Raw genomic sequence first — 22806 nt, 5'->3', positions numbered from 1 at the left:
TTAGCAAAATTTAAATTATAAATTCTAAGGTAGAAATTTGAAAAGTTTAATCATTGTAGAATCTCCGACAAAGGCACGAACGATTAAGAATTTCTTGGGAAATAAATATGAAGTGATTGCTTCTAAGGGACATATTCGTGATTTGCCCAAACACACCTTTGGTATCAAGATTGAAAACCAAACCTTTATTCCAGAATATAAAATTGACACATCGCATAAAGCGGTGGTGAATGAGCTGAAAAAACTAGCAAAAAATTCCAAAGAAATTTATATCGCAACCGATGAGGATAGAGAGGGGGAGGCGATTGGCTATCATATCGCCACAGCCATTGATAAAGACCCGCATAAGCTCCCTAGAATCGTGTTTCACGAAATCACACAAAAGGCGATTGAGGATTCTTTGAAAAATCCGCGCTTCATTGATATGGACAAAGTCAATGCACAGCAAGCAAGGCGATTATTAGATAGAATCGTAGGCTATCGTCTAAGCCCTTTGATTGCCTCTAAAATCCAGCGGGGTTTGAGTGCGGGCAGGGTGCAAAGTAGCGCGTTAAAAATTATTGTAGATAGGGAAAAGGAGATTTTGAATTTCAAGCCCATAACTTATTATGTGATTGAAAGCAGCTTCGCCGCGCCTGATAAAAAAGTCAAAGGCATAGAAGCGGAGCTCGTGGAATTTGGAGGGAAAAAGATAGAAAAGCTTAGTTTACAGGAGCTAAAAGAGGCAAAAAACATTGTGGAATCCCTTAAAAAATCAAGCTTCAAGATTCAAAAGATTGATAATAAGAAACGAAAAACAGCCACTCCACCGCCTTTTATGACTTCCACTTTACAACAAAGCGCAAGCTCACTGCTTGGATTCTCTCCCTCACGCACGATGAAAGCAGCACAAAATCTCTATGAGGGAGTGCTAACACATAAAGGCTCTATGGGTGTAATTACCTATATGAGAACTGATAGCCTAAATATCGCCAAGATTGCGCAAGAGGAAGCACGTAATCTCATTGCTAAAACCTATGGCAAGGAATATGTGCCAGCCAAGCCAAAAGTCTATGCCACTAAGGCAAAGGGCGCACAGGAGGCGCACGAGGCGATTCGTCCTACCTTAATGGATTTCACACCGCAAATTGCCGCGCAGTATTTAAAGGGTGATGAGCTCAAACTCTATTCCTTGATTTATAAGCGATTCTTTGCCTCTCAAATGAGCGATGCGGAATTTGAATCACAAAGCTTATGGATTCATAGCGGCACAGCACTCTTAAAGGCAAGTGGGAGCAAGCTCGTCTTTGATGGCTTCTATCACGTGCTTGGAAATGAGGGCAAAGATAAATTATTGCCACTCTTAGAAGTCGGAAGCGCAATGCAATTAGAGAAATGCAAAGAGCAAGAGCACGCGACAGAACCGCCCGCAAGGTTTTCTGAAGCAAGCCTCATTAAGACTTTGGAATCTCTTGGCATTGGACGCCCAAGCACCTATGCGCCTACGATTTCTCTGCTGACTTCGCGGGATTATATTGCGATAGAAAAAAAGCAAATCAAACCTCAAGAAGTTGCCTTTAAGGTGGTGGAATTGCTAGAGCAACATTTCAATGAGATTGTGGATTCTAAATTCACTGCGCATTTAGAGGAAAAATTAGATGAGGTAGCGGAATCCAAGCAGGATTGGCAGCAACTATTATGGCGTTTTTATGAGCCTTTTATCCAAAAGATTAGCGAGGGCAAAACCAACATTCAGAGCCAAAAACTCACGATTCCAACAGGCGAAACTTGCCCGCTTTGTGGCAAGGAATTGGTGCGTAGAAATGGGCGATATGGAGAGTTTGTCGGTTGTAGTGGTTATCCTAAATGTAAGTATATTCAAAAAGAATCCAACGCATCAAGTGAAGAATCCCAAAGCTTTGGTGTGTGTGAAAAATGCGGCAAAGAAATGGTGAAAAAACACGGTAGAAATGGAGAATTTCTCGCGTGTAGCGGTTATCCAGAATGTAAAAATACAAAATCCTTAAACTCCTTCCAAAAATCCGCTCCACAAGCCTTAGAGGGCGTGAAATGTCCCAAATGTGGCGGGGAGATTTTGGAGAGAAGCAGTAGGCGCGGGAAATTTTATGGTTGTGCGAATTATCCTAAATGCAATTTTATCGCGAATTTTCCCCCGACAAATCATCGTTGTCCCAAATGCCAATCCCTAATGGCAAGGCGCACATTCCGCAAGAAGCCCGTGCTAGAATGTATCGCGTGTAAGGAGCGGATAGAGGACACGGAAGCTTTGGCTGATTTAAAAGATTAATTTAACAAAAGGAATCAAATGACACAAGAAGTTTTGGATTTTTTAGATAAGAATGTAGGATTTTTGGCAACTAAGGGCACTTGTGGTAATCCGCGCGTGCGCCCGATTCAGTCTCCTTTGTTGCATCAGGGTAAGCTTTATTATTGCACCTCCAAGACCAAAGGAATGGTAAAACATATACAGAATTTTTCTAATGTAGAGCTTTGTGCTTTTGACTCTAAGGAAACTTGGGTAAGAATCCGTGCGGAAGTGGTGTTTGAGGAGAATGCAGAAGTCAAAGAGGCAATGTTTGCAAAATATCCTATCCTAAAAGAAATTTATGGAAGCCCCACAAATGCGGATTTTTCTGTTTTTTATTTCAAGAATCCTAGTATCAAAATCCAAAGCCTAAGCGGACGCGAAGAAGTGATTAAGGAATCTTAAATGAGTGAAATTTTTTTATGTACGATTTGCAATGTTTCTAGTGGGAGTTGCGCAGAGGATTGCGCATATTGCACCCAAAGTGCGAAGTATAATGCAGACATTGAACGTTATAAATACAAGCCAATTCCACAAATCCTAGAGGAAGCAAAAAGAGCAAGTGAAAATGGTGCGTTGGGATTCTGTCTTGTTACGAGCGGACGCAATTTAGATTCCAAACGAACAGAATATATTGCAGAAGCTGCGCGTGCAATCTCTAAAGAGGGCTTGCACTTGCATTTGATTGGTTGTAATGGAATCGCAAGCGTGGAATCTTTGATAGAGCTGAAAAATGCCGGAATCGCAAGCTACAATCACAATCTTGAAACAAGCCAAAATTTCTTTCCAAAAATTTGCACAACCCACGACTTTAAGGAGCGGTATGCAACTTGTGAAAATACATTAAAGGCAGGGCTTGGGCTATGCAGTGGCGGAATCTTTGGTTTGGGAGAGAGTTGGCAAGATAGAATAGACTTATTGTCTGCTTTGCGCACCTTGAATCCTCACAGTGCGCCGATTAATTTTTTTATCCCCAATCCTGCCTTGCCGCTTAGTCAAGAGATTCTAAGCCAAGAAGAAGCATTAGAATGCGTCAAACTCGCACGAGAATATTTACCCAATGCGCGTTTGATGATTGCAGGAGGGCGCGAACGCGTCTTTGGAGAAAACCAAAAAATGCTTTTTGAATGTGGCATTAATGCGGTGGTGTTGGGGGATTATCTAACCACTAAGGGCAATACGCCAAAAGAAGAAGTGGAACGTATCAAGGCTTATGGATATGGAATTGCGACAAGTTGCGCGTAGGATTAAGATAAATGGAATCGCCTAAAGAACAAGATTTAGAATCACAAGAGAATCCACTCAAGACTCGCGAAAATCTTTCACGACTCCAATCTCTCTTAAGCGTAGATTTATTTAAAACAATTTGCAAAAAATTATGGCTGCTCGTGCGCTATTTGTATGTGTTTTTAAAGGGTGATTTGCTTTATTTTGCCTCAAGTCTTAGCTTTTATACGATTTTCGCGCTTTTGCCTATGCTTCTGATTATTTTTTCGCTTGTCGCGGCAATGCCGGAGTTTAAGGAATATTTAGAGAGCTTTAAGAATCTGATTATCACAAATTTTATCCCTACGCATTCCGATGTTTTTTTAGCCTATATGGATAGCTTTTTAGAAAACTCTACAAAACTCGGTGGAATGGGATTTATCTATGCGTTTATCACTTCTATTTTGTTTTTTAAGAATTACCAAGATATTGCAGGAAAGATTTTCCATTCCAAAGCGCGGGGATTTTGGGATTCTATCTCGGTATATTGGACTTGTATGACACTTTTTCCTTTGGGGATTTTATTCTCAATCTATTTGAGCACTCAAGCGTATGTGTATTTGCAAGAATTGGGTTATAGCACTTATATTGCTTGGTTTTTTCAACTAATACCTTATTTTGTGGTGTGGGCAGTGTTTTTTATGCTCTTTAAAATCTCCGCTAATACAAACATTAGTAATAAAAATACCTTGATAAGCTCGCTTATTACCGCACTTTTGTGGTCCATTTGTAAATGGGGTTTCGTGTATTATGTGTTTTACAATAAAGCCTATTTAACGCTTTATGGTTCTTTTAGTATTTTACTTTTTTTGTTTATTTGGGTGTATCTCTCGTGGGCAATTTTACTCTTTGGAATGAGCCTTAGTCGCGGGATTGATGAGATGTTTATTAAAGAGCTAGAATCTCAAAGTGAGTAATGAAAGATTGATAAGCTTACTTCTTGTGAGACTTGATTTATCGTTTGCGATTCCACCTCTTGCCATTGTGAGCAAGTTTTAGGCTTGTGTGGTAATCCATAGTTAAATATATTCAAGCAATAAAATCGCAAAACTAAAGCAAGATTCTGTGCAGTGGGTAGTTTTAGCTTAAATTCATAATAGAATCTTGGATTAAGATTCTACCTTGGATTTTGTGGCAAATCACTTTGTAATTGTGTATTTCATTAGTTGCACTTCCTCGCAAAGACGCCAACAATGAAAATTTTTAAAATTTTAATATAAAATTATGCTAAAATTACAAAATTTTTCTATCTTTGAACAAGGAGATTTTTTGGAAACCGAGTCGTTTCTCTTGGCTATTTTTGCATTATTTTTGGTAATGTTAAATGGTTTTTTTGTGCTTTCTGAATTTGCAATCGTCAAAATTCGCCGCTCGCGTTTAGAGGAACTAACCAAGCGGGAAGTGCCGAGTGCGGAGCTAGCACTTAAGATTACGGGCAAGTTAGATTCTTATCTTTCTGCGACACAGCTTGGTATTACGCTTTCTTCTTTAGGCTTAGGTTGGGTGGGTGAGCCAGCAATTGCTCGTTTGCTTGAAACGCCTTTTCAATATTTTATAGGCAAGAATCCTGTATTGCTGCATTCTGTTAGCTTTGTCGTTGCTTTTAGCTTGATTACACTCCTGCATGTCGTGGCAGGGGAATTAATCCCAAAATCTGTTGCAATTGCCAAGGCTGAAAAGGCGGTGTTGTTTGTCGCTAGACCTTTGCATATGTTTTGGATTCTTTTCTTCCCACTCATTCGCATTTTTGATTATTTAGCAGTGTTTTCTTTGCGCAGAATGGGGATTAAACCTGCAAGCGAGGGGGAGGAAAATGCGCATTCTGAAGAGGAATTAAAAATCATTGTAGGCGAGAGTTTGAAAGGTGGCTTTTTAGATACGATTGAAAATGAGATTATCCAAAACGCTGTAAGCTTTTCAGACACGATGGCAAAAGAAATTATGACGCCTAGAAAAGATATGATTTGTTTGTATGATGATAATACTTATGAGGAAAATATAAAAATCGTCAAATCTACAAAGCACACACGTTATCCTTATTGTAAAGAGGGCAAAGATAATATCATCGGAATGGTGCATTTGCGGGATTTGCTTGAGACAATGTTGGGTGAGAATCCCCCTAAAGAATTAGGAAGCCTCGTAAGAGAGATTATTATCGTGCCTGAAAGTGCTTCTATTTCAAAGATTCTAATCCAAATGAATCGCCGCCAAATCCACACCGCACTTGTCGTAGATGAGTATGGAGGAACTGCTGGATTACTGACAATGGAGGATATTTTAGAGGAAGTCATTGGGGATATTAGCGATGAACACGATAAGAAAAATGATGATTACCACAAGATAGATGAGGATTCTTATTCTTTTGATGGTATGTTAGATTTAGAACGTGTCGCCGATGTGCTAGAGATTGAATTTGAAAAGGATACAGAGCAAGTAACGATTGGTGGTTATGTATTTAATCTCTTGGGACGTATGCCTGTGGTAGGGGATAGAATCAGCGATGAACACTGCGATTATGAGGTTTTGATAACGCAAGGGGCTAGAATTGTGCGCTTAAAAGCTACGAAAAAATCTTTTGAGAAGGAAGGATAATTTGCTTTCGTGGTTTTTAATGCTTTTGCAACTTTTGTTTATTGGGTTAAAGCTTGCAGATAAGATTCAATGGTCGTGGTGGCTTGTGCTATTGCCGACTTTTATTTATCTCTTTTTTTACTTTTTCCTCTTTACTCTAGTGGGTGGATTTTTAGTTGGGCTTGGTTTGTCGTTATCAGCAATGTAAAGGAGAGAAAATGGGATTTGTAGCAATTTTGATGGGAAGTAAGAGTGATTATGAAGTGATGCGTGAGTGCATTGAAGTCCTAAAAAAGTTTGATGTTTCTTATGAAGTGATTATCAGCTCGGCGCACCGCAGTCCGAATCGCACAAAAGAATATGTCCAAGCTGCAGAACAAAAGGGCGCAAAGGTATTCATTGCCGCAGCGGGTATGGCGGCGCATTTAGCGGGCGCAGTGGCTTCTATGACAACGAAGCCCGTGATTGGTGTGCCACTCAAAGGGGGAGCATTAGAGGGTCTTGACGCATTGCTTTCCACTGTGCAAATGCCCTCTGGTATGCCTGTCGCCACGGTGGCTTTGGGCAAAACAGGAGCGGTAAATAGTGCTTATCTTGCAATGCAAATCTTGGCATTAAGTGATGCAGAATTAGGCGGAAAGCTCAAAGAAGACCGCGTGATGAAAGCAAAAAATGTAGAATTAGATTCTAGTGAGATTGAAGTAATTTTGTAAGGTTAATAATGGAAACTTGGGTTGTAATTGACGAATTTGTAAAACTTGCACAACTAGAAAAAGAAAAAGTGTTAGAAATGGTGGCAAAGGGAGAGCTAAAAAGCAAACAAGAAAATGAGCAATTTTATATTGATGCAGGAAGCGGCACACAAGCTCTTGTCAAGAGTGGTAATGCAGTAATGGTTCAAGGGGATACCGCAGTGAGTGGCGCAGTAGATAGCGGATTTGTAGAAAAAACGATTGGCACGATTCTAAGTTTGCACGAAAAAGTCGTAAGTTCCAAAGAGGAAACGATTTCAAGTGTCAAAAATGAAAACCAATTCCTAAAAGACGCGCTTTTTAATACGCAAGAAGTTTATGAGGACGATAAAAAAACTATTGCGATTCTAAGGGAGCAATTGCGTGTAGCGCAAGAGGAGATTGAGTTTTTGAAACGCAAATATCGTTTGATGTGGGGTAGGGCAATTGGCGAAAAAGCAAAAGAAAATAGCGAAGAACAAGAGGATACACAAGCACCAAAGGATTCTTAGTTTCAAAGAATCTTCAAATAAGGATTGAGCAATTAACTTAACATACGAATGCCTAGAGTGCTTGTTGAAGCAAGCAGAATGCACCGCAGGAGTGCAAAGTCTCAAGTCCTTTCAAGATTCTAAGGAATCAGAAAAAAACAAGCAAAAAGCACTTGGTGCGGTGGAGGAAATCTTTGCGGCATTAGAGGGCTTCCAAGAGTTTGTTTCTAAGAACGCAAGCCCAAAGAATCAAAAGCTAACCCCTAAGGACAAAGTAAAATTACAAATTTTATTAAAAGAGTTTTTTCAAAACCAATATCCCTTTCTTTCTCCTTTAGAAAATGACTTTGAGATTCCGCCTACAATGCTTGCCATTCTTGTGTATGACAAGATTTGTCAAGCCCTCAATGATGTTTCGCCCTATGCACAAATCAAACTTCAAAGTATTCAAAAAGCAAGGAATTATAAACAAAAATTCTTAGAGCTTTTGCGCGAAAAATTATCCCACAAGGCAAGCACGAAAGAGGTTTTAGAATTTGCGATTCGTATTTGTGTGCTTGGGAATGTATTAGATTATGGCGCGCAAAAGCAATTTGATTTGGAGGAGCAAGCGCAAAAGATTCTACAATCTCCCTTTGCTTATTTTGATTTGAGAGCCTTTATGTCCTCATTGGAATCCGCAAAGGATTTGGTAGTTATTGGGGATAATGCGGGAGAAAATGAGTTTGATGAAATTTTAATTTATGCCCTCAAAGCCCTTTATCCGAATTTAGAAATTTTTTATTTTGTTAGAGGAGCAGAAATCATTAATGATATTACTTTATCTGACTTAAACAAGACGGATTCTGCGATGTTGCACCTTGCCAAAGTGGTAGATAGTGGCGTGATGAGTCCCGGGTTTCTTGAATCTCTTGCACACAAAGAGGCAAGGGAAATTTATCAAGAAGCCGATTTGATTTTGGCAAAGGGTATGGGGAATTTTGAATCTATGGAGAATGCAGCCAAGCAAGATAACAGAATCTTTTTGCTTTTCAAAATCAAATGCAATGTGGTAAGGGATTATTTGCAACAAAATTTGGGAGATTTTGTGTTTTTTAGCCCATTTTTGCACCCCATTCCATAATTAAAGTCAAAATTCCTATCAATTCTAATTTTATATTAGGTAAAATATCATTTTATTTTTCAACAAAGGCTGTCAATGCTGACGAATCCTGTCGTAGTGTCTATTTTTATAATGGGTGTGCTATGTTTAGCGCGTTTAAATGTGCTTTTGGCTATTTTGATTTCTGCTTTGAGTGCAGGAATCTTAGGGGGATTAGGTGTAGAAAAAAGCATTAATTTGCTCATTGCTGGTATGGCAGGGAATCTTGAAACTGCATTGAGCTATGTTTTGCTTGGTGCGCTTGCAAGTGCAATTGCCCGCACAAATCTCACATTAATCTTAATTCACTATATCGCGAATTTCGTGCAGAATCGGCGTTTGATGTTTTGTCTCTCTATCGCCTTTTTTGCTTGTTTTTCACAGAATCTAATTCCTGTGCATATTGCTTTTATTCCGATTCTGATTCCGCCTTTGTTGCCACTGATGAATCGCCTAAAAATTGATAGACGCGCCGTAGCTTGCGCACTTACTTTTGGTTTAAAAGCCCCTTATGTAAGTTTTAGTGTGGGGTTTGGATTGATTTTTCACACCATTTTGCGCGACCAATTAAATCAAAATGGCGTAAATGTCAGTCTAGGTGATGTTTCAAGCGTGATGTGGATTGGCGGATTGAGTATGTTGGTGGGTTTGCTACTCGCTATTTTTGTATTCTATCGCAAGCCGCGCGAGTATCAGAATACCTACTTAAGCGAGGAATCTATGGAGGTGCTAGAGCGTCCTAATATGCGGCGAAAGGATTTCGCTGTTTTGCTTGGCGCAGTCGTAGCCTTTGGTGTGCAACTATGGGTGGGTTCATTGCCTCTAGGGGGGCTATGTGGAATCCTTGTAATGGTGCTACTTGGCGGAATCTTGTGGAACGAGATTGATGAGGTAATGGAAGAGGGCTTTAAGATGATGGCGTTCATCGCATTTGTGATGTTGGTTGCCGCAGGATTTGGCGCGGTTTTGAAAGAAACAGGCGCGATTCTTTCCCTCGTGCATTATGTCGCCTCGCTTGCTGGAGGTAAGTTTGGCGGGGCTTTGATGATGTTGCTTGTTGGATTATTGGTTACTATGGGTATTGGGACTTCTTTTGGGACGATTCCAATCATCGCAGCAATTTATTGTCCTTTGGGGCTAGAGCTTGGTTTCTCTCCTGCCGCAATTATTTTGTTGGTTGGAATCGCGGGTGCATTAGGGGACGCTGGAAGCCCTGCAAGTGATAGCACATTAGGACCAACGGCTGGCTTAAACGCAGATAAGCAGCACAATCATATTTGGGATACTTGTGTGCCAACTTTTTTGATGTATAACACTACATTAATCATAGGTGGGACGATAGGCGCGATTTTATTATAAGGGGTAAGAATGCAAGATTTTACAAAAGTGGCAAAAGAAGTTTTTGATTTGGAATCTAACGCAATTTTAGGATTGAAATCTTTTGTAGGAGAGGAATTTAATGCAGTAGTTACGAAGATTTTGAATCTTAAGGGACGTTTAGTGATTAGCGGTATGGGGAAGTCTGGGCATGTTGGAGCAAAGATTGCTGCGACTTTGGCAAGCACAGGGACACCTAGTTTTTTTATGCACCCTGCCGAAGCATTGCACGGAGATTTGGGTATGCTAACTCAAGAAGACGCATTGCTAGCAATTTCAAATTCAGGAGAAAGTGAAGAGATTTTGCGATTAATCCCCTCTGTCAAAATGCGCAAGATTCCATTGATTGCGATGAGTGGCAAGGTAAATTCTACACTCGCAAAAGAGAGTGATTATTTTTTGAATGTTGGTGTCGCGCAAGAGGCTTGTCCTTTGCAGCTTGCTCCTACGAGCTCAACGACTGCAACACTCGCAATGGGTGATGCAATCGCTGTTGCTTTAATGCGAGCAAGAAACTTTAAGCCAGAGGATTTTGCATTATTTCACCCCGGTGGTAGTTTGGGACGCAAGTTGCTAACCCGCATTAAAGATGTGATGATAAAGGAAAATTTACCGCTTGTTACACCGCATACGTCTTTCAAAGAATTGATTGCAGAAATGACTTCTAAAAAACTCGGAATGTGTTTAGTGGTAGAAAATAATAAATTATCGGGCATTATTACTGATGGGGATTTGCGCAGGGCTTTAAGTGCGGAGAAATTTGACGCATTAGCATATCAGATTATGACAAAGAATCCAAAAACAATTACGAGTGATGCAATGGCGACAGAAGCGGAATCGCTAATGCTAGAATACAAAATCAAAGAATTAGTTGTCCAAGATGAAGAATGTCTTGTGGGTATCGTGCAGCTTTATGAGATTAGTAGGGTTTGAAGCACGATTTTAACCCTCTCCAATGGATTCTACACTTTAGAGAAATCTTAAAATTTCTTGAATCTAAACGTTTATTTTCCATTTCATTTACTATTTGTTGTTAATTTTAAGCTAGCAATTATGCTTTATTTTATAAAATATCAGGATTCTCTATAAAATATGTAAGGGAAATCTTAGAGGAAGGAGCAAATATGCAATCAAATCCTGCGTTAGAGTATGATTACTCCATTGCAAAATTATTTCTTTTTGCAACGATCGCATTTGGTATTGTTGGATTGTTGTTGGGTGTTGTGATAGCTTGTCAAATGGCGTTCCCAGACCTTAATTATTTAGCCGGTGAGTTCGGAACATTCGGACGCTTGCGACCTTTACACACTAATGGAATCATTTATGGATTCACATTGAGTGGTATTTGGACAGCCTGGTATTACTTAGGACAAAGAGTTCTAAAAATTTCTTATAATGAACATCCACTTTTAAAAGTGATTGGACATTTACACTTTTGGATTTATATTGTGCTAATGGCACTAGCAGTTGTAAGTTTGTTTGCTGGTATGAGCCAATCAAAAGAATATTCTGAATTGGTATGGCCATTAGATTTATTAGTCGTTGTTGTATGGGTATTGTGGGGTGCTAGCCTCTTTGGTTCAATGGGTGTGAGACGCGAGCAAACACTTTATATCACATTGTGGTATTTTATTGCGACATTTGTAGCAATTTCTGCGCTCTATATCTTTAACAACCTCTCGATTCCAACTTATTTAGTTTCAGGTGTAGGTTCTATTTGGCATTCTATTTCTTTATATGCAGGAACAAATGATGCGATGGTGCAATGGTGGTTTGGACACAATGCGGTTGCGTTTGTTTTCACTTCAGGAATCATTGGTGTTATCTATTATTTTCTACCAAAAGAATCTGGACAACCAGTTTTCTCTTATAAATTGACTTTATTCTCATTTTGGGGCTTAATGTTTGTTTATATTTGGGCTGGAAGCCACCACTTGATTTATGCTACCGTTCCTGATTGGATGCAAACAATGGGTTCAATTTTCTCTGTTGTGTTGATTTTGCCATCTTGGGGAACAGCGGTGAATATGCTATTAACAATGAAAGGGCAATGGCATCAATTAAAAGAATCTCCGCTTATTAAGTTCTTGCTTTTAGCTTCTACATGGTATATGCTTACAACTTTGGAAGGACCAATTCAATCTATCAAATCTGTTAATGCTTTGGCACACTTTACAGATTGGATTATCGGACACGTTCATGATGCAGCATTAGGTTGGGTTTCATTTACGATTATTGCAGCTTGTTATCATATGACACCAAGATTGTTTAAACGCGAAATTTATTCTAAAAAATTAATGGATATTCAATTCTGGGTGCAAACTGTTGCGATTATTCTTTATTTCTCAAGTATGTGGATTGCAGGTATTACGCAAGGTATGATGTGGAGAGCAACAGATGAGTTTGGAAGCTTGGCTTATTCATTCATTGATACTGTAACCGTGTTAATGCCATATTATACAATTAGAGCAATTGGTGGAATCTTGTATTTCTTAGGCTTTATCATTTTTGTTTATAATATTATTATGACCATTGTTGCTAGTAGGGAGCTTGAGAGCGAACCTAAATACGCAACTCCAATGGCAGCGTAAAGGAGGCTTGTGATGTTTCATTGGTTGGAAAAAAATCCGTTTTTCTTTACGGTAGTCTTTTTAGTGGTTTTTTCAATTGCGGGATTGGTCGAGATTCTGCCTGATTTTGCTAAGGCTTCACGTCCGACAGAAAATCTTAAACCCTATACGCTTTTGGAAGTAGCAGGGCGTCAAGTGTATATTAGCGAAAGTTGTAATGCGTGCCATTCACAATTGATTCGTCCATTCAAAGCAGAAACAGACCGATATGGTGCTTATAGTTTGAGTGGTGAATATGCTTATGATAGACCATTTTTGTGGGGTTCTAAAAGAACAGGACCTGATTTGCATCGTGTAGGTGATGTCCGAACCACAGATTGGCACGAAGAGCATATGCTAGACCCAACTGCAGTTGTTCCGGGTTCTATTATGCCAGCATATAAACATTTGTATAATAAAAATGTAGATATGGAAACTGCTTATGCTGAAGCTTACACACAAAAAGTTGTTTTTTCAGTTCCTTATGATACTGCAAACAATCCTAAATTGGGTGATTTAAAAGCAGCAAAAGCGGAAATCTTGGCAGAGGCAAAACTCCTCGCAGAAGATATGAAAGATCCAGCGATAAAAGCTGCTCTTGAAAGAGGCGAGATTAAACAAATTGTAGCATTGATTGCTTATTTAAACAGCTTAGGACAAAAAAGAAGGGCTAACTAATCGTGGAATATGAAACGATAAGAATTATTCAAGGCTATGCGTATTGGTTTATCACGGTTTTATTGGTGTTTTTATTGTATGGATATATTTATCATCTTTACAAAAGCCAAAGAAGTGGAAAGATTGATTACGAAAAGTATGCAAGGCTTGCATTAGATGATGACTTGAATGATGCTTTAGTGGAAAAGCGAAATAACAAAGACGAAAAGAAGGAGAGCTAAATGGAATGGTTTAACTTAGGCGACAGTGTAAATCAACTTGGATTGCTTGGCGCCGTAGCAATTTTAGCTTTGACTATTTTCATTGTCGGTGGTTACATCAAAAAGATGAAAGATAGCAAGGCAGAAGGTGAATTAACAGACGAAGATTGGGATGGGATTAAAGAATTTAAAAATGATATTCCAATTGGATGGGGTGCGACTTACCTTGTATTGTTAATTTGGGGTTTGTGGTATTGGTTCGTAGGTTATCCTCTCAATACTTATTCACAAATTGGAGAATATAACGAAGAAGTCAAAGCATATAATGCAAAATTTGAAGCACAATGGCAAAATATTGATGCTCCAACTTTGACTAAAATGGGACAAAATCTATTTCTAGTGCAATGCTCACAATGTCATGGAATCACCACAGAGGGAATGAATGGCACAGCAGCAAATTTGACAGAATGGGGTAGAGAAGAAGGCATTATTACGACAATTAAAAATGGTAGCAAAGGCTTAGGCTATATGCTTGGGGATATGTTGCCAATTAGCGAAGTCGCGCCCGGTGTATTAGAGAGCGAAGAATCTCAAAAAGCAGTTGCTGCTTATGTAATGGCACAAATTTCTGAAGTCAAAAAGACAAAATATCCAGATTTAGTGGCAAAAGGTAAAGAGCTTTACACTGCTGCTACTTGTAATGCTTGTCATGGTGAAGATGGTACAGGTATGGGTGGTATGGCACCAGACCTTACAAAATACGGAACACCTGCATTTGTAGCTGAAGTGCTTGAAAAAGGCAAAAAAGGACGCATTGGTATTATGCCAACTTTCAAAACTCAAATGCTCACCGATAAGCAAAAAGAAGCTTTGGCGCATTTTATCTATTCAGAGAAAAACTAAGGAGGTTTGAGTATGAATGGTTTATTTGGAGTTAATGGACTTTTGGGTTTTATCGTAGCAGTTGTCTTATTGCTTAGCATTGTTTTTTGTTTAGGTTATACCGCAGTGGTAACACAAAGTGCGCAAGCGAATAATCATTATACAATTGAAAATGCTAACACTTTGCAAATGAGAAGTGCTGATAATGCGCAGCATTATAAAGAATTAGGAGCAAAATGATGAGATATAGTGGATTAGAAAAAATTCTTTTTGCAGCCCATATTGTAGTGATTATTGCGTCTATTGCAGTAGCTTTCATTCCCAATATGCTTCTTTATGTTGGTTAATGAATGTTAAAATTGCTTAAAATAGGGATTCTTTCCCTATTTTTTTGCACATTGGCTTTTGGGAAGCCTTATGTGCTAGAGAATCAAAATCAACTCATTGATAAAACCACTAATTATATGGAGATATTATCGGGTGAGGTATTTGAAAAAACGGGTGTATCTATGTATGTTGTTGCTCTTGAGGGTTTAGGAGAAAGGAATCTTGAAGAGCAAGAGCAGAAGTATTTAAGAGATTTAAAAGAGCCTTTTGTCGTCCTCTTTTTTGTGCGTAAAGAAAAAAAAATCAACATTATCGCAAGCCCAGAAGCTGAAAAGTTATTTGATAAAAAGGCAGTTTATTGGGATTATATTGTGCCTTTGATTCCAAAATCCGATACAGAACTAACACCACAAAGCATATCCGCTTTTTTACTTAATGGCTTTGTGGATATTGCCGATAGAATTGCTAAATCGCAAGATGTTACACTTGAGCATAGCTTTCCCAAACAAAATAAAGGTGTGCAGATTGCGGTGCGCACTGCACTTTATGTGATGTTGTTTGTTTTGTTTGTGCTCTTTGTGTTTGTGTATCTAAGGAGAAATAAATGAAAAATTATTGGCCTTTTGGAATCTTTTTGCTTGCAATGGTTGTCGTTGGGCTTATCATTTTAACCATTAAGACTGCAATTACGAATCCTGTGGAATTGCAAAGTATGTGCCAACGCAAGGCGCAAGAGATTGACGCAAACATTAACGAGATTACTAAAAAACGCGAAGCATTTTTGCAAAAATATAATATTGCCTTTGAGGGCGCATTACAACAAGATACAAAAACTTTTCGTCAGGTTTTTATACGTTTAAACGACAAAATGAGCGGCAAAATAGAAACAAATGCTAAAGTGAGCTTTTTTCTTACGCGTCCAAATACCACAAGAGAAGATCAAAATTTAGGAGAGGGTGAATTAGTAGAGGGATTATGGCAGAGCAAGACTTTCGAAGTGCGCAATCCCGGACGCTATCAGAGTGAAGCATTAGTAGAAGTTGGTGAGGATTCTATTTGTATTGCACAAGAGTATTTTATTCAATCCATAGATTCAAAATAATTTAATTTATTTAAGAATCTATACTTGGATTCTATAATGGAGTAATCCTTAAATGAAAGATAAGAACCAAGGTATTCCAACAGATAGTTTAACTAATTCTAATTGGCAGTTGGCAGTCATCACGATTGCGCTTGGGGCATTTATTTTTAATACTTCAGAGTTTGTGCCAATAGGTCTTTTGAGCCTCATTGCGAATGATTTTAGTATCAATGAGGCAAAAGCTGGATTCTTAATTAGCGTGTATGCGTGGGCAGTCGCTCTCACATCACTGCCTTTAATGTTGGCTTGTTCGCGTTTTGAAATGAGACGACTTTTGCTAGCGGTCGTTGCGCTTTTTGTGTTAAGCCATATTGGTTCTGCTCTAGCGGAAGGGTATTGGACGCTTATGCTTGCGCGTCTTGGAGTGGCGTGCGCACACGCATTGTTTTGGTCTATTGCTGCTCCAATGGCAGTTCGCATTGCCCCTAAGGGCAAAGAAAGTTTAGCACTTGGCTGTATCGCAACAGGTTCCAGTATTGCATTGATAGCTGGATTACCTTTAGGGAGGGTGATTGGATTGTATTTGGGGTGGAGGATTAGTTTTTTAACGATTGGAATCCTTGCCTTTTTGCTCCTTTTGGTATTGCTTAAAAGTCTGCCAACAATACCAAGCGCAGGTGCGATTTCTGCAAGAAACTTGCCAAAATTACTTAAAACTCCTCAATTGCTTGGTGTCTATGGAATCACGCTTTGCCTTGTGAGTGCGCATTTCATTGCTTATAGCTATATTGAACCCTTTTTGGCGCAATATGCTAATTTTAAAGAAAATGCGGTTACGATGGTGCTCATTGTTTTTGGAGGCGTTGGGTTTCTAGGGAGTTTTTTGTTTTCTAAGTATTATGATAAGCATAAGACATTTTTTGTAAATTGTGCAATTTTTGGGATTTTTATTGCTCTTGCGAGTTTGGTTGGGGCTAGGTTTGGCTTGTTGAATACACTATTGATTTGCGTGCTTTGGGGCTTGTGTATTACATTATTTAATCTCACTTTCCAATCCCAAATTTTAAATCTTGTGCCTATGGGGACTTCGGTTGCAATGTCAATGTTTTCTGGAATCTATAATGTCGGAATTGGCAGCGGGGCATTTATCGGTGGAATCATTATTCAGTATTTAGGGATTGCAAATATCGGCTATGTTGGTGCGGTAATTGCTCTGTGTGTTTGCGTTTATTATAGGGGTTGGTTTGTCAAATAATGAGACAAAGCTACTTTATGCTATGGAATCATAAAATAGCCTTTATCTTAAGCTTTAAATGTGCTCTGCAATCACACTGCCCATACGTTCGCAAGAGCAAATTTCTTTTGCGCCAAAATTTGCAATGTCTTTCGTGCGGTAGCCTTCTTTTAACACCCTTTCAATCGCGCTTTCTATCGCCTCTGCAGCTTCTTGTTCCCCTAGAGAGTAGCGAAGCATCATTGCAGCACTCGCAATCGTTGCAATCGGGTTTGCGATTCCAAGTCCCGCAATGTCTGGAGCACTACCGTGGATTGGCTCATAGATTGCTGCCTTTCCTCCGATAGATGCAGAGGGAAGCAAGCCGATAGAGCCACTTAGCATACTCGCCTCATCACTTAGAATATCTCCAAATAGATTTCCTGTTAGAATCACATCAAACTGCTTAGGATTCCTAATGAGCTGCATTGCTGCATTATCTACATACATATGGCTTAGCTCCACATCAGGATATTCTTGTGCAACTTCGCTCACCACTTCGCGCCATAGTTGGCTGACATCTAGCACATTTGCCTTATCCACAGAACAAACTTTTTTGTTGCGTTTGAGTGCTGCTTGAAAAGCAGTGTGGGCAATGCGTTTGACTTCCTCTACACTATATACCATTGTATTGTAGCCACGATTTTTATCGCGTCCTTTTGGAGTGCCAAAGTAGATTCCGCCAATCAGCTCACGCACGACTAAAATATCTACACCTTGCACAACTTCGGGCTTTAATGTGCTAGCCTCAAGGAGTTCATTATAGACTTTTGCAGGGCGAAAATTCGCAAAAACTTCTAAACTCTTTCTTAAGCGCAAAAGCCCGCTTTCTGGTCGTAATTCACGCGGCAAGTTGTCCCACTTTTCCCCACCAATAGCACCAAAGAGCGTTGCATCGGAGGCTAAACAGCCCGTGATTGTTTCTTCTGGAAGTGGATTTTGTGTCAAATCATACGCAATCCCACCCATTAAAAAGTCTTCAAATTCCAATGCAAAGTTAAATTTCTGTGCGGTTGTTTTTAAAACCTTGATTGCCTCATTGATGATTTCTGGTCCGATTCCATCTCCTTTAATGACAGCGATTTTATAAGTTTTCATTGTTTGCCTTTCTTAAAAATTATTTTGTGATATTTTGTGCTTTAGCATAGGGGATTAACCCGCCACTTTCTAAGAGTTCAAGCATAAAAGTCGGAATCGGAGCAAACTTATAGGTGCATTCTTGGGTGAGATTCTTAACCACGCCGCTAGCCAAATCTACTTCTAATGTGTCCCCCTCACAGATAGAATCCGCTTCTTGAATCTCTAAAATAGGCAAACCCGTGTTAAAGGCGTTGCGGTAAAAAATGCGCGCATAGCTCTTGGCAATCACCGCGCTAATGCCCGCTTCTTTAATCGCCACAGGTGCGTGCTCTCGGCTAGAGCCACAGCCGAAATTTTCACCCGCTACGATAAAATCTCCTTTGCTGATATGATTGACGAATCCCACGCGCGCATCTTCCATTAGATGAGAAGCCAAAAATGCTTTATCGCTCGTATTAAGATACCTTGCGGCAATGATTAAGTCTGTGTCAATATTATCACCGAATTTCCATACTTTTCCACTCAAGTTTTTCTGCATAAAATCCCCTTAAATGTTAAAAATCTTTGGCGCATTATAACAAAGTGAATATAAAATTTAGGTATTGACAATCGTTATATATTAAAATATAATTTGCTAGTTTTGTTTTGAATCTTGAAACAAAATTTAAGTTTTGGAGGTGAAAAAAATGCAAGTGCAAGGAAGATTTTGGATTAAGGAGCAAGATAAAAATTTCTTAGGGCACGGTAAAGTAGAATTGTTAGAACGTATCGCCAAAACAGGTTCTATCTCCAAAGCTGCAAAAGAAATGAAAATGAGTTACAAAGCCGCTTGGGATAGCATTGACTTGATGAATAAAATCACAAATGAGCCTTTAGTGGTGCGCGTAACAGGTGGTAAAGGTGGCGGTGGCACGCAAATTACGCAGAAAGGAATAGAAGCAATCAGAATCTTTCGCGAAATGGAACGTGTCCAAGAGGAACTCTTCACACTTTTTGAGGGTAATTTAAACGAATGGGATTCTGTGATGGATTATTCTCAATGGAGCAATTGCGCTAAAAGGAGATTTATGATTAAAACAAGCGCGAGAAATCAATTGTTTGGTGAAATTATTTCTATCAAAGAGGGCAAAGTCAATGCGGAAGTTGTATTGAAAATCAATGATAAAACCCAAATTTCTAGCACGATTACTTTGTATTCCGCAAAGGAATTAGGCTTAAAGGTTGGTTTGAAGGCTTATGCGCTCATTAAGGCAAATTGGATTGTAGTTTTTCAAGAGAAGCCTAAAGGGGTTTCATTGAAAAATTGCATTGGCGGGGTGGTAAAAAGTATCGTTGATGGTGTCGTAAATTGTGAGGTTGTAATGGAGAGTGATGGGGTTTGCTTTAGCGCAATCATCACAGAGGATTCCAAAGAGAATCTCGCATTAAAAGTGGGACAAGAAGTTTGGTTTGGATTCAAATCCAATAATGTGATTCTAGGTATTTAAGGAGAGAATAATGAATTTTGCAAAGAAATTTTTGGCTGTTGGAGTTTGTGGGTTGATTTTATCTTTGAGTGCGCAAGCAGAAGAAATTAAAGTCTTGGGTGCGGCTTCCTTGAAGTATGTGTTAGAAGAAATCAAAAACGATTTTCTAAAAGACAAGCCAGAAGACAAAATTGAAATCTCTTACATTTCAAGTGGCAAGGCTTATGCGCAGATTAAAAATGGAGCACCTGTGCATTTATTTGTCGCTGCCGATGTGGGCTATCCTGCAAAACTCTATGAAGAAAAGCTTGCACCCCAAAAAGAAGAAATTTATGCAAAAGGAAAATTGGTGCTTTGGAGCAATAATGAGAATTTCAAACTCAAAGAATTTAAGGATATTTTGAATCCAAAAATTACTCATATTTCTATTCCAAATCCAAAAGTTGCGCCTTATGGTAGAGCTTCTGTTGAAGCATTGAAAGCCACAAAAATGCTAGATATTGTGGAATCTAAATTCGTAACAGGTGAGAGCATTGGTGCGGCGACTACCTATGTGGAATCTAAAAATGCAGAAGTAGGCTTTACTGCGCTTTCTATGCTTGGTGAAGGAGGAATCAATACAAAAGAGATGAGCTTTGTAAGCATTGATGAGAATCTTTATGAGCCTATTAGTCAAGCACTTGTGATTCCAAATTATGGCAAAGATTCTAAGCTTGCAAAGGATTTTAAAGCTTATATTTTGGGTGCTCAAGCTAAAGAAAAATTTTTGAAATTTGGTTATAGCGTTGAATAAGCTAAGCGGAGTTTTGGAACATTTCGTAGAGCAAGAAGGCGTTTTGCGCCTCTTTGTGCGATGTTGGGATTCTATTGGTGGGCAAGCATTGGAGCAGACACAAGAGGAAGCGCAAGATGTAGAATCCCAATATCGCATTTGTGTATTGCTATTAGAGGATTCTTCTTTTGTTTCTAATATGCTTTGTGCGCCTCTTAGTTTGGGGTTTAAGGAAAATAATATTGTCGTAGCAACGAAACTAGAGGGCGCGTGCAATACCTTTAAGGCGGAAATCTTAAATCTAGCCGAAGATAATCTTTTTGCCCGATTGACGCTTGCTTGTGCGTGGGCAGAGGGTGGCAAGATTAACGCTCTTTGTGCTTTGGATTTTGTAAAAAACAATCATCTTCAGCTTGGGGATTTTGTTTTTTGGCATATTCCAGAAAATGAAATTATGCTTTTCTTGTGAGAGGAAAAAGCAATATAAGAACAATAAAAAGCCAAAACTTTCAATAGCAGAGAAATTAAAAGGAGCGAAAAATGGAAAATTTTAGTGATTTTTTTATTACTATGCTTTTGAGTTTTAAGGTCGCACTTATTACGACTTTTATTTTATTATTCCTTGCGATTCCTTTGGGCTATTTTCTAGCTTTTACGCGCAGCAAGGCTACACCGATTTTAGAAGCAGTTGTTTCTATGCCGCTTGTATTGCCTCCTAGCGTGCTTGGATTCTATCTTTTGGTTACTTTTAGCCCACAAAGTCCTTTGGGAAAGTTTTTATTAGAGGTGTTTAATCTCAAACTTGTCTTTAGCTTTGAGGGCTTGATTGTGGGTTCGGTTATCTTTTCGCTTCCTTTTATGGTTAATCCTATTCAAGCAGGTTTTGCCGCATTGCCTATTTCGCTTTTTGAGGCTGCCTTAACACTTGGAAAAAGTCGTCTTAGGATTCTTTATTCTGTCTTATTGCCCAATATTTCGCGTTCCGTGCTTGTGGGCATTGTCGTAACCTTTGCGCACACTATTGGTGAATTTGGAGTTGTAATGATGATTGGGGGCAATATTCAAGGGCAAACGCGTCTAGCAAGCATTGCGATTTACGATGAAGTGGAATCCTTGAATTACTCCCTTGCGCACCAATACGCCTTAACGCTTTTTGTGATTACTTTTTCTGTCTTACTCATCACCTTTTATCTCAATAAAAGAAGCGCGCAATGATACTTTTAGATTTCAAAAAACATTTGCATAGCACGCAAGGTGATTTGACTTTGGAAGTGCATTGCGAGTTAAAATCACAAGATTTCATTACATTGTTTGGCAAAAGCGGCGCGGGTAAAACTACGATTTTGCGTATTTTGGCTGGATTGAGTGAGCCTGATTCTGGAATCATTAAAGTCAATGATATAACTTGGTATGATTCTAGTGCGAAGATTAATCTCCCCCCACAGAAGCGTAAGATTGGATTTGTGTTTCAAGATTACGCACTTTTTCCCAATATGAGTGTAGAGCAGAATTTATACTTTGCCTTGCCTAAAAAAGCAGACAAAGCACACATAGAATCTTTATTGGAGATTACGGAATTAGGTGCTTTGCGGAATCTTAAGCCTAATATGCTAAGCGGGGGACAGCAACAACGCGTGGCTTTAGCGCGTGCATTGGTTCGTAGTCCAGAGATATTATTGCTTGATGAGCCATTCTCTGCACTAGATTCCGCAATGTCTCATAAATTGCAAGAGGAATTGCTCCGCATTCATCGGCATTTCAAGCTTACCACCTTTTTGGTAAGTCATAACTTTAGTGAGGTTTTTTTCCTATCGAACTTTGTCGTGCATTTAGAATCAGGAAAAATTGACAAACAAGGAAGCCCTAATGAAGTCTTTTTGAAAGGTATGCCAAGCGGAAAATTCCGACAAAGTGGCTTAGTATTGGACATAAAAGAAAATGGCTTGGTTTGTATTGTGAGCGTGCTTGTAGGGAATGAGATTGTCCAAATCACTACCAACAAAGACGAAACAAAGGATTTGTGTAGTGGGGATTTGATAGTGATTGCCTCTAAGGCTTGGAATCCCGTGTTTGTCAAGATAGGCTTTAAATATTCTGCAAAATGATAGATTGCCACGATTCTATTATATAGAATCTCGCAAGGATATTTTCCACTGTGTCATTGCGAGGGAGCGAAGCTGACGAAACAATCTATAATTGTGCATATTTTTATTTTGACAATGGAATCTAAAAGGTGAGATTCTTTCGTTTAGATTGCCACAGCCTTTTACAAAGGTTTTGCAATGACAATGGAATATCCAATGCGTGCAAGGATTATAGATTGCCACGAATGCTACGCATTCTCGCAATGACCATAAGCCAACTACCGCGTCATTGCGAACGTAGTGAAGCAATCCATAATCCAAAATATCGCCATTAATAATCTACTTTAATTAAGATTCCAAATATTCTGAAATGTCTTTTTTAGAAGTTTTCCACTCTCCAATACTTTGCCATTTTGCGAGATTGCAAAAGCGACAAAAGGGAATGGGTTTGGCTAGGAATTGCAAAATCTCG

At 39.1% G+C, this 22806-nt stretch carries 27 protein-coding genes; 24 read left to right on the top strand and 3 right to left on the bottom strand.

Annotation, left to right across the window (positions count from 1 at the left end; translation table 11 throughout):
* Positions 1–37: 37 nt before the first annotated feature.
* The 19 genes from topA (at position 38) to HDT10_RS06275 (ending at position 16914) form a co-directional block, all read left to right on the top strand.
* Positions 38–2287 carry a type I DNA topoisomerase gene (gene topA / locus HDT10_RS06365; protein WP_290881306.1) on the top strand — a complete coding sequence of 750 codons (2250 nt, stop codon included), beginning with the start codon at positions 38–40 and terminating at the stop codon, positions 2285–2287.
* Between the two features lie 18 nt (positions 2288–2305).
* On the top strand, positions 2306–2710 hold the full coding sequence (locus HDT10_RS06360; RefSeq protein ID WP_290881304.1) for a pyridoxamine 5'-phosphate oxidase family protein: 405 nt from the start codon (positions 2306–2308) through the stop codon (positions 2708–2710).
* Positions 2711–3550, top strand: coding sequence for a biotin synthase (locus HDT10_RS06355; protein WP_290881302.1), 840 nt, complete (start codon positions 2711–2713; stop codon positions 3548–3550). It begins immediately after the preceding gene.
* An 11-nt stretch (positions 3551–3561) separates the two neighbouring features.
* Positions 3562–4488, top strand: coding sequence for a YihY/virulence factor BrkB family protein (locus HDT10_RS06350; RefSeq protein WP_290881300.1), 927 nt, complete (start codon positions 3562–3564; stop codon positions 4486–4488).
* A 352-nt stretch (positions 4489–4840) separates the two neighbouring features.
* Positions 4841–6163, top strand: coding sequence for a hemolysin family protein (locus HDT10_RS06345; protein ID WP_290881298.1), 1323 nt, complete (start codon positions 4841–4843; stop codon positions 6161–6163).
* 1 nt (position 6164) lies between these two features.
* On the top strand, positions 6165–6350 hold the full coding sequence (locus HDT10_RS06340) for a hypothetical protein (protein ID WP_290881295.1): 186 nt from the start codon (positions 6165–6167) through the stop codon (positions 6348–6350).
* Between the two features lie 10 nt (positions 6351–6360).
* Positions 6361–6855, top strand: a complete 495-nt coding sequence (gene purE / locus HDT10_RS06335; protein WP_290881293.1) for a 5-(carboxyamino)imidazole ribonucleotide mutase — start codon at positions 6361–6363, stop codon at positions 6853–6855.
* Between the two features lie 8 nt (positions 6856–6863).
* Positions 6864–7385 (top strand): DUF3972 domain-containing protein, encoded by a 522-nt coding sequence (locus HDT10_RS06330; protein ID WP_290881291.1) that lies wholly within the window; start codon positions 6864–6866, stop codon positions 7383–7385.
* A 31-nt stretch (positions 7386–7416) separates the two neighbouring features.
* Entirely contained in the window at positions 7417–8487 is a 1071-nt protein-coding gene (locus HDT10_RS06325; RefSeq protein WP_290881402.1) for an ARMT1-like domain-containing protein, read from the top strand.
* A 75-nt stretch (positions 8488–8562) separates the two neighbouring features.
* Positions 8563–9864, top strand: coding sequence for a Na+/H+ antiporter NhaC family protein (locus HDT10_RS06320; protein ID WP_290881290.1), 1302 nt, complete (start codon positions 8563–8565; stop codon positions 9862–9864).
* A 9-nt stretch (positions 9865–9873) separates the two neighbouring features.
* Positions 9874–10815: a KpsF/GutQ family sugar-phosphate isomerase gene (locus HDT10_RS06315; protein ID WP_290881288.1), complete on the top strand. Its 942-nt coding sequence runs from the start codon at positions 9874–9876 to the stop codon at positions 10813–10815.
* A 191-nt stretch (positions 10816–11006) separates the two neighbouring features.
* Positions 11007–12473, top strand: a complete 1467-nt coding sequence (ccoN, locus tag HDT10_RS06310) for a cytochrome-c oxidase, cbb3-type subunit I (RefSeq protein ID WP_290881286.1) — start codon at positions 11007–11009, stop codon at positions 12471–12473.
* A 12-nt stretch (positions 12474–12485) separates the two neighbouring features.
* Positions 12486–13169 (top strand): cytochrome-c oxidase, cbb3-type subunit II, encoded by a 684-nt coding sequence (gene ccoO, locus HDT10_RS06305; RefSeq protein WP_290881284.1) that lies wholly within the window; start codon positions 12486–12488, stop codon positions 13167–13169.
* Positions 13170–13171: 2 nt separating this feature from the next.
* Positions 13172–13390 carry a cytochrome c oxidase, cbb3-type, CcoQ subunit gene (locus HDT10_RS06300; protein WP_290881281.1) on the top strand — a complete coding sequence of 73 codons (219 nt, stop codon included), beginning with the start codon at positions 13172–13174 and terminating at the stop codon, positions 13388–13390.
* Positions 13391–14272 (top strand): c-type cytochrome, encoded by an 882-nt coding sequence (locus HDT10_RS06295; RefSeq protein ID WP_290881278.1) that lies wholly within the window; start codon positions 13391–13393, stop codon positions 14270–14272.
* Positions 14273–14284: 12 nt separating this feature from the next.
* Positions 14285–14491: a DUF4006 family protein gene (locus HDT10_RS06290; RefSeq protein WP_290881277.1), complete on the top strand. Its 207-nt coding sequence runs from the start codon at positions 14285–14287 to the stop codon at positions 14489–14491.
* Positions 14492–14601: 110 nt separating this feature from the next.
* Complete coding sequence (locus tag HDT10_RS06285) at positions 14602–15186, top strand: TPM domain-containing protein (protein WP_290881274.1); 585 nt, start codon at positions 14602–14604, stop codon at positions 15184–15186.
* Positions 15183–15680 carry a hypothetical protein gene (locus tag HDT10_RS06280; RefSeq protein ID WP_290881273.1) on the top strand — a complete coding sequence of 166 codons (498 nt, stop codon included), beginning with the start codon at positions 15183–15185 and terminating at the stop codon, positions 15678–15680. Before HDT10_RS06285 ends, HDT10_RS06280 begins: the two co-directional genes overlap by 4 nt.
* A gap of 52 nt (positions 15681–15732) precedes the next feature.
* The gene (locus HDT10_RS06275; RefSeq protein WP_290881271.1) at positions 15733–16914 is read left to right on the top strand and encodes a sugar transporter; all 1182 of its coding nucleotides are present in this window, start codon (positions 15733–15735) and stop codon (positions 16912–16914) included.
* 54 nt (positions 16915–16968) lie between these two features.
* Here the strand turns inward: HDT10_RS06275 and leuB are convergent, their stop codons facing one another.
* Positions 16969–18030 carry a 3-isopropylmalate dehydrogenase gene (leuB, locus tag HDT10_RS06270; protein WP_290881269.1) on the bottom strand — a complete coding sequence of 354 codons (1062 nt, stop codon included), beginning with the start codon at positions 18028–18030 and terminating at the stop codon, positions 16969–16971.
* Positions 18031–18049: 19 nt separating this feature from the next.
* Positions 18050–18550, bottom strand: coding sequence for a 3-isopropylmalate dehydratase small subunit (locus HDT10_RS06265; protein WP_290881266.1), 501 nt, complete (start codon positions 18548–18550; stop codon positions 18050–18052).
* A gap of 148 nt (positions 18551–18698) precedes the next feature.
* Between HDT10_RS06265 and HDT10_RS06260 the strand changes: the two genes are divergently transcribed.
* The 5 genes from HDT10_RS06260 to HDT10_RS06240 all read left to right on the top strand — a co-directional run bounded on the left by HDT10_RS06260 (position 18699) and on the right by HDT10_RS06240 (position 22355).
* Positions 18699–19499 (top strand): TOBE domain-containing protein, encoded by an 801-nt coding sequence (locus HDT10_RS06260; protein ID WP_290881265.1) that lies wholly within the window; start codon positions 18699–18701, stop codon positions 19497–19499.
* A 10-nt stretch (positions 19500–19509) separates the two neighbouring features.
* The gene (gene modA / locus HDT10_RS06255) at positions 19510–20271 is read left to right on the top strand and encodes a molybdate ABC transporter substrate-binding protein (RefSeq protein ID WP_290881262.1); all 762 of its coding nucleotides are present in this window, start codon (positions 19510–19512) and stop codon (positions 20269–20271) included.
* Positions 20264–20719 carry a molybdate ABC transporter gene (locus tag HDT10_RS06250; protein WP_290881259.1) on the top strand — a complete coding sequence of 152 codons (456 nt, stop codon included), beginning with the start codon at positions 20264–20266 and terminating at the stop codon, positions 20717–20719. The genes modA and HDT10_RS06250 overlap by 8 nt, the downstream gene beginning before the upstream one ends.
* A 71-nt stretch (positions 20720–20790) precedes the next feature.
* Positions 20791–21465, top strand: a complete 675-nt coding sequence (gene modB / locus HDT10_RS06245) for a molybdate ABC transporter permease subunit (protein ID WP_290881256.1) — start codon at positions 20791–20793, stop codon at positions 21463–21465.
* On the top strand, positions 21462–22355 hold the full coding sequence (locus HDT10_RS06240; RefSeq protein ID WP_290881253.1) for an ATP-binding cassette domain-containing protein: 894 nt from the start codon (positions 21462–21464) through the stop codon (positions 22353–22355). Before modB ends, HDT10_RS06240 begins: the two co-directional genes overlap by 4 nt.
* An 18-nt stretch (positions 22356–22373) precedes the next feature.
* Here HDT10_RS06240 and HDT10_RS06235 read toward each other — a convergent pair whose 3' ends face one another.
* Positions 22374–22643 carry a hypothetical protein gene (locus HDT10_RS06235; RefSeq protein ID WP_290881249.1) on the bottom strand — a complete coding sequence of 90 codons (270 nt, stop codon included), beginning with the start codon at positions 22641–22643 and terminating at the stop codon, positions 22374–22376.
* Between the last annotated feature and the right edge of the window lie 163 nt (positions 22644–22806).

Origin of the sequence: Helicobacter sp. (assembly GCF_014799995.1) — a bacterium.
GTDB lineage: Bacteria > Campylobacterota > Campylobacteria > Campylobacterales > Helicobacteraceae > Helicobacter_D.
Note: the sequence above shows the minus strand (reverse complement) of the source record. Positions and strands in the feature narration are given on the sequence as shown.